We start from the raw sequence: 6,632 nt of genomic DNA on the forward strand, positions 1-6,632 counted from the left end.
ACAGGAGCCAAATAGGCCCCTTCCTTTTTCTACTAATTAACTAAATTACTCTCTGGTAAAAATTTAAATAGTAATGCTCATTTACAGGCGTCTGATTATGCATTAAACATGCTAACTTTACTTGCTGTCGGAAAAATTAAAGACGATAGTCAAATATGTCCTTTCATTACTTTATATTGAAATAAATAATGATTCAAAGTTATTTTGTGAAAATTATACAAAAAGTACTAATTCGTCGTTTACCTAACAATAGATAATATAGATAAAGAAAAAATACTAGAGGATATCACAGTGTAGTAGTCTCTAGTATCTTTTCATAGTATTTTAGCGGCTATACAATACGGAGGGATAAAAAAAGGACCTCTTACGGAAAGATAAGAGGCCATCAAAAAGATAAAAATGTTGTATTTGAAACACGCGAGTTTCTAATTCACATCATAACACAATATATTTATATATTCAATATATACATTAAAGATAAGTAATGTATGTTCAAAAAACACATGGAATATTAATTTGTAACAGTATATATTTTCCTCTTTTATTCTATTTCTTCTACAATGCCGTGATTGTAACAAATATCCCTCTTTCTTTTTTGGATGATTACGAATAAAAATACTACATGTTTTCTGTCTCACTTGGAATAAAGCATCATGGTAAAAATACAATGCTGACAAGTAAAATACTTAATACAATCAACCCTATCCCTAACATCATCCATTCACCCTTTTTAGAATTTTAAAATTTAGCCCTTCACTTTCATATACTTCTCTTTTACATGAGCCAGTAAGTCCCTCAGCTTATTCTCTGCAGGGTGTTCTTGATTTTCTAGAACTTCTCTGCCATAGGATGAAAAGTTTTGTGAGCATGCACTAGTTGTTACTTTCAATTTCGCGTATGAGGATGTATGCTCATCATAACTGGATTACGTCTTCTTGGGGATAAAGGGGACAGGAAAGCTGCTAAGCTAGCGTAAGGTGCTAAATTCCCTCAAAGTATCTCAAAAGCTGGATAATCATTTAATATTTCTGTACTCTCCAACTTACAACAAAACACATCGCAAAATATGTTTACGATGTGTTTTAAAAGGGAAATCATCATCAAGTTTTTCACCCATATTTTTATAAGGAGTTTTACCATTGAGGATAAACGCCTTCATTTGTATACGATATGTCTCACACATATAGTATACAAATTATTACACTTACTTTTCTTCACCGCTTGCTTGCATGGAGTTAAAAGTCCAATTTAATTTCAACGCATCTCCTTGAAATACATTTTGTTCTTCACCGTTATCTACGAATGTAAACATTACATAAAATGTATCATCATCACCTGGAGCAAGTCCATTTCCTTCTCGATCTACAATACCGTTCTTTACAAGATTAGGAATATTTCCATTTTGCGTAGCTACCTTTAATTCAGATAATGTAGTAGACCAAATTGGAACCTCATTTTTATCCAAGTTCCACAAGAAATCAACACGGATATGATCACCAAAATCAGCATTTCCATTATCCCCTTTCGCATCGATTACACTGTAATCTGTCAGGAGTTTCACATCTCCTATTGCTAAGGTTCCTTTGTTTACTAATTGAAAACCACGTTCCATTTCATCACCTGGTTTCAGATTGTCGACATTAATAACAACTTCTGGATTCACACTCAAATCTAAAGTACCCGCTGCAAACGTGTTTTGTGATACTTCCTTATCACTAAAATATGCATATGTTCCCCCGCCAATTAAGGATAAGCCAAGCACTGCAGTTACAACACCCATACCAAGTTTTTTCTTCATACCCATTTCACAAGTCCCCCTATTGTTAAAGTTTAAACTACAAACCTTATTTCCATCCCACAAACAACAATAATAATTAAGCAACTTCCTTGTCCCATAATGAAAGCGAACTTACTTTAAACTAGTTACTTCATGTACCCAAACGACTATGACTCTTAAAATGACCGGTAATGTTACCGTAAATCATTACCGGTCATTTGTTAACCAATCCATTTCATTTAATATCCATTGTCTGATGCCTTTATTTACTCTAGAAGTTTGTCCACTTATTTTTTTGGTTCTAAACCGATAGAGCGTAAAATTTTCTCTAACGTCACTGGCCCTACATTTTCTTTCGGTTTCTCGTTTCCTTTAGCATCTGGGCCCTTTTTCAAGAAGTTTTTCTCAATTAAACGAACATCCGTTTCATCTACAACACCATCTTGATTTATATCTCCATCTTTTACAGATACTTTTCCTTTTCCATACGATAAAGCTGCTATTCTAGCATCTTGAATATCTACCATTTTATCGCCGTTTACATCACCTGCAAGGTTATCATCCATGTCAGCTCTAAAGTTTTGTCCCACTAATTCTCCATCCTGCATTTTCCCTATTTTTGTTGTTAATTTACTATTTAAATGACCTGGCATTTCTACGAAAATATCATATTCTTTATCGCTTACTGGAACACTATGAATTTCAAATTGCCCGTTATCACCAATCGTTCCTGTATATTTCTTTCCATCCTTGCCAACTGCGTACACTTTTGCTCCTAGTTTTGTATAGTCTTTCTTACCTAAATACCCCTCTTCATTCAAGAAAGCTTCCGGGCCAATATATCCTGTAACCGTTGAATGTTTCGAAACAATAGCAAAAGATTTATCTTTAAACGCGGGAATCTCAATGCCTTCTGATGCACCAACTTTTGTATAAGAGAACTTATCTACTCCAAATGCAGTCAAACCATTAAAGTATTCATCGTTCGTCATCTCGAATGTAACATCTAAAAATGGTTTATCTCCATCTAATCCTTTAAATTCTTTTCCCTCCAATGATGCGCCAACTTTCACCTTGTTTTCCCAAGCTCCTGCTTCACTTATCTTCGGATCTTCTAATTTAAGGTTCAATCCATGTTGTTCTACATATTCCGTAAGTGCTGGATTTGGTTTCACATCTGTAAATTTAAATAGCTGCTTGTAATAAGGAATTTCAAATGTACCTGACATAAGCTGTTTTACATTATTAAGATTCAAAGTTAATGTAATTTTCTCTCCTAATTTGATTTTATCTTTGTCATAACTTGGAACAGCGTATTCTGTCCCTTCTTTTACAAAGACGTAATCTTTATATCCAGTTGCCATATTCCCTGCAGTTGCAAGATCATATCCAAATAATTTTAAATTTAACGGCTCATTTATTTCCTCTGGAAGTACTCCAAATTTAAAATCACCATTTGCTTGAATTGTATTCAACCATCCTGATGGGAAGGCTGAGTTTTGATAATATACAATTTGATTCGCTTTTTGATCATATTGCAAGCCTTTTGCCTTTAATGCATCTACTGTAGAATCATAAATATTACCATGCACCCATAATGCACGCTGGCCGTCTTCTTCTTTAAACATAGAATCATTGACTTCGTGTATACCAGGTTGTACATCCTTAAATTTCATTTCAGGTATTACATTATCAATGATAATGCTATCGCCTTTTGTATAAGATTTTCCTTCTTTATCATATCCAACGAAGTTCAATTCGTAATCTCCATCAGGCAACATAACAGGTTTATCCGCAATTGGATGAGCTAGATCTCCTGTGAATGGAAGTACATACCCTCCCATACCAGAAAACATCATATATTCAACATTCGGTGTTAGACTACTTGCATTAAGTGTACCAACGACTCCTAATGCCTTCCCTGTCGTTCGGTCCTTTACAATTGCATCAATGGTTTCGAGAGGACTATTTAATTTAAATGTCAACGGCGAACTTGGTCTTTCCATAAATGGATGGAATTTAGAAGCATCTGTTGCCATTGCATCTCTCAGTAAATCTACAGACGCAATCCCTTTTTCTGTGAATTTAACTGCAAATGGTACTTGATATACTTCTTTTTCATTGTTTTTATTTGAAATATGAATATAGCCCTCATATCTACCAAATTCAGCGTTTTCTGGAATGGTAATTTCAGGGCTAATTTCCTCTGATGCACCAGGAGCTACTTTAATAGAATCTGGTACGTTTAGCTTCACACCATTCTTCGCTGCATCTTGCACACCTACACTTGTAGGTGAAAATTTCACCTCTAATTTAAACTCTTTCCCATCTGTTTTACTGCTGTTCTTAATTAAAACTTTTCGACTATCTTTAATAGGCCCATTTTCAATTTGATTTTTATACCCAAATGCAATAGAACCTGTTTTTTCTTCAATTTCTACTTCTTCATCACCTACAACGTTTGATGTTTTATCAACAACCTCGATTGATATATCTGCATGAACTGCACGGTATGCATCAATTCGTCCTGAGCCCACCTCAAATACAGAACGCTCTTCTTTTAAGTCAACTGCGGTATTCATGAGTGCTTCTTTTACTTCAAATGGACTATAATTTGGATGTTCTTGTAAAATGAGTGCCGCTACCCCTGTAGTATGAGGAGTTGCCATAGAGGTACCTGACATACGTCCATACGCTATCGGATAATTTTCTCCATCTTTTGGATCATTAATATATTCAGGAACAGTTGAGAAAATAGACACACCTGGTGCTACAATATCTGGCTTAATATCATCTGTCTTAGTTGCAGGACCACGGGAGCTGAAATCAGCTAAGTGATCTCCCTCTGTTTTTATATTACTTAGTTCCCCAAACGCTAACGACACATCTCCTTGTACAGCTTTTGCTTGTAATTTCTCACCATCTACTTTTGTTAAGCGGAACGATGGAATAGATGCAGTACTTTCCCCAAGATAACTTGTAATTTCACCATCTACATTGTTATATACGATTACCGCCTTTGCGCCTGCTTCCTTAGCATGCTTAATTTTCTCATCAAATGTAATCTCACCGCGTTGGATAAGAGCTAATTTTCCTTTTACATCTTTTCCTGTAAAATCATCTGATTTCCCGAGCCCTGCATATACAACTGATACGGATTGACCTTTCAAATCTTCAATCTTATCAGTAAAGCTTTTTCCAAGTAGCATCATCTTATCCACATGTAAATCACCTGCATCGACGGAAAACGTTGGGATTTTCATTGCAGCGTTACTGGCTCCAACTGTAATCGGAAGTGCCGCTGCACTAGGTGATCCAATGGTACCTTCTTCCGGACCACTATTACCTGCTGCTACAACTGTAACAACACCAGCTAACATCGCATTGTTCACTGCGACAGAAGTAGGATATAAAGGATCATTAATAGACGCACCTAGTGATAAATTGATAACATCCATATTGTCTTTCACTGCTTTATCAATCGCAGCAAGAATACCGCTTGTTTGTCCACTTCCATATGGGCCTAATACGCGATATGAATATAAATCTACATCTGGAGCAACACCCTTCACTGCATAATCCACACTATTCTGTTTGTCTGCAGCAATTGTCCCAGCTACATGCGTACCATGGGATGTATAATATGCACTCCCCTCATAAATCTCTGGATATCCTCCAGAATTTTGCCAATCCTTATACGTTGTCTCCATTGGATCAGCATCATTATTAACAAAGTCCCATCCTTTTATGGAGTTCGGATCTATTTTACTTGGATCTTCACCTTGTTTTGCACGATATCCTTTATATGCATCTTTCAAATCCGGGTGGTTGTAATCAATACCTGTGTCCAGTACACCTACCTTAATTCCTTTCCCTGTTATTTTCTCATCATGCAGCTTGTCCACACCAATTTGCGGTACACTATCCGCCATTTTCGGTTCAACAACAGTCTTAGTTGTTTCTTTCGGCAAATCAATTTTAACCTCATGATCTTCCCATACGCGCTTAACGATACCGGTACGAACTAAGTCTTCGATCATATTTGCTGGTAAAGAAATCGCTACACCATTAAAAGCATTCTTATATTCTCTTGTTATTTTTGCAGATTTTACATTTGTCCCTTTCTCTTTATTCTTTTGAAGCTGCTCAAGCTCTGCTTTAAATCCTTTATGTGATGCCTCTACCTTTTGTTCCGCATTTGAAAGAGCTAATTTTTTCCCTTTAGCCGCTTGTTTTAATACCTCTATTTTGCTAGGCGCTTGCTTAAATTCTATAATCACATTCACATTATTAGGACTTGTTGTATTGATACCTGGCGAAATAACAAAACCTGGTTTTGTATCTAACGTTTTTAAGGCATTACGTTGTTCCTTTGTAAGACCTTTTAAGATAGCATTTGCATCATCAATTCCAGTTAAAGTAGATGTATTTACCTCTTCCGCTAATACGTTATATGGAATTCCTTGAGACAATAACATTCCAACTGTTAACGTTCCAATAAGAATCTTTCCAAATTTCCCTCGTTTCATATTACATCTCCCCATTATTAATATTATTTTTTGAAACAAATTGATTCTTAAATTCCCATGTAGCATTGGAAACTCTATTAATCTTAATCTTTTGTATCATGAAAGATTTCCAACACTACTACCATCCCCATACCTCACATAGCTAACCACTCACTTTACTCTTTCTATAAGAGCCCTCCGTCATTTATTTCCAACAAAAGATTTTCACAAAATGAATTATTAACAAGATTAAAATGTAATTCTATTTTTATTATTTCACATTTTGATTATTCTGAAAATTAAACAAAAGGAGTATCTTTTCTCTAAGGATTCTATGCCTACATAGT

General features: G+C 35.4%; 2 protein-coding genes. Both read right to left on the bottom strand.

Annotation, left to right across the window (positions count from 1 at the left end; genetic code table 11):
- Positions 1-1,204: 1,204 nt before the first annotated feature.
- Positions 1,205-1,804: a TasA family protein gene (locus ABWK52_RS23035; RefSeq protein WP_000525504.1), complete on the bottom strand. Its 600-nt coding sequence runs from the start codon at positions 1,802-1,804 to the stop codon at positions 1,205-1,207.
- Positions 1,805-2,064: 260 nt separating this feature from the next.
- On the bottom strand, positions 2,065-6,306 hold the full coding sequence (locus tag ABWK52_RS23040) for a S8 family serine peptidase (protein ID WP_098541308.1): 4,242 nt from the start codon (positions 6,304-6,306) through the stop codon (positions 2,065-2,067).
- Positions 6,307-6,632: the final 326 nt, after the last annotated feature.

The organism is Bacillus sp. AP50 (assembly GCF_040492675.1).
Taxonomy (GTDB): Bacteria; Bacillota; Bacilli; order Bacillales; family Bacillaceae_G; genus Bacillus_A; species Bacillus_A cereus.

Bases quoted from the DNA above. Each gene is read 5' to 3' on its own strand.
- ABWK52_RS23035 (WP_000525504.1), bottom strand. From the start codon at position 1,804: ATGGGTATGAAGAAAAAACTTGGTATGGGTGTTGTAACTGCAGTGCTT.
- ABWK52_RS23040 (WP_098541308.1), bottom strand. From the start codon at position 6,306: ATGAAACGAGGGAAATTTGGAAAGATTCTTATTGGAACGTTAACAGTT.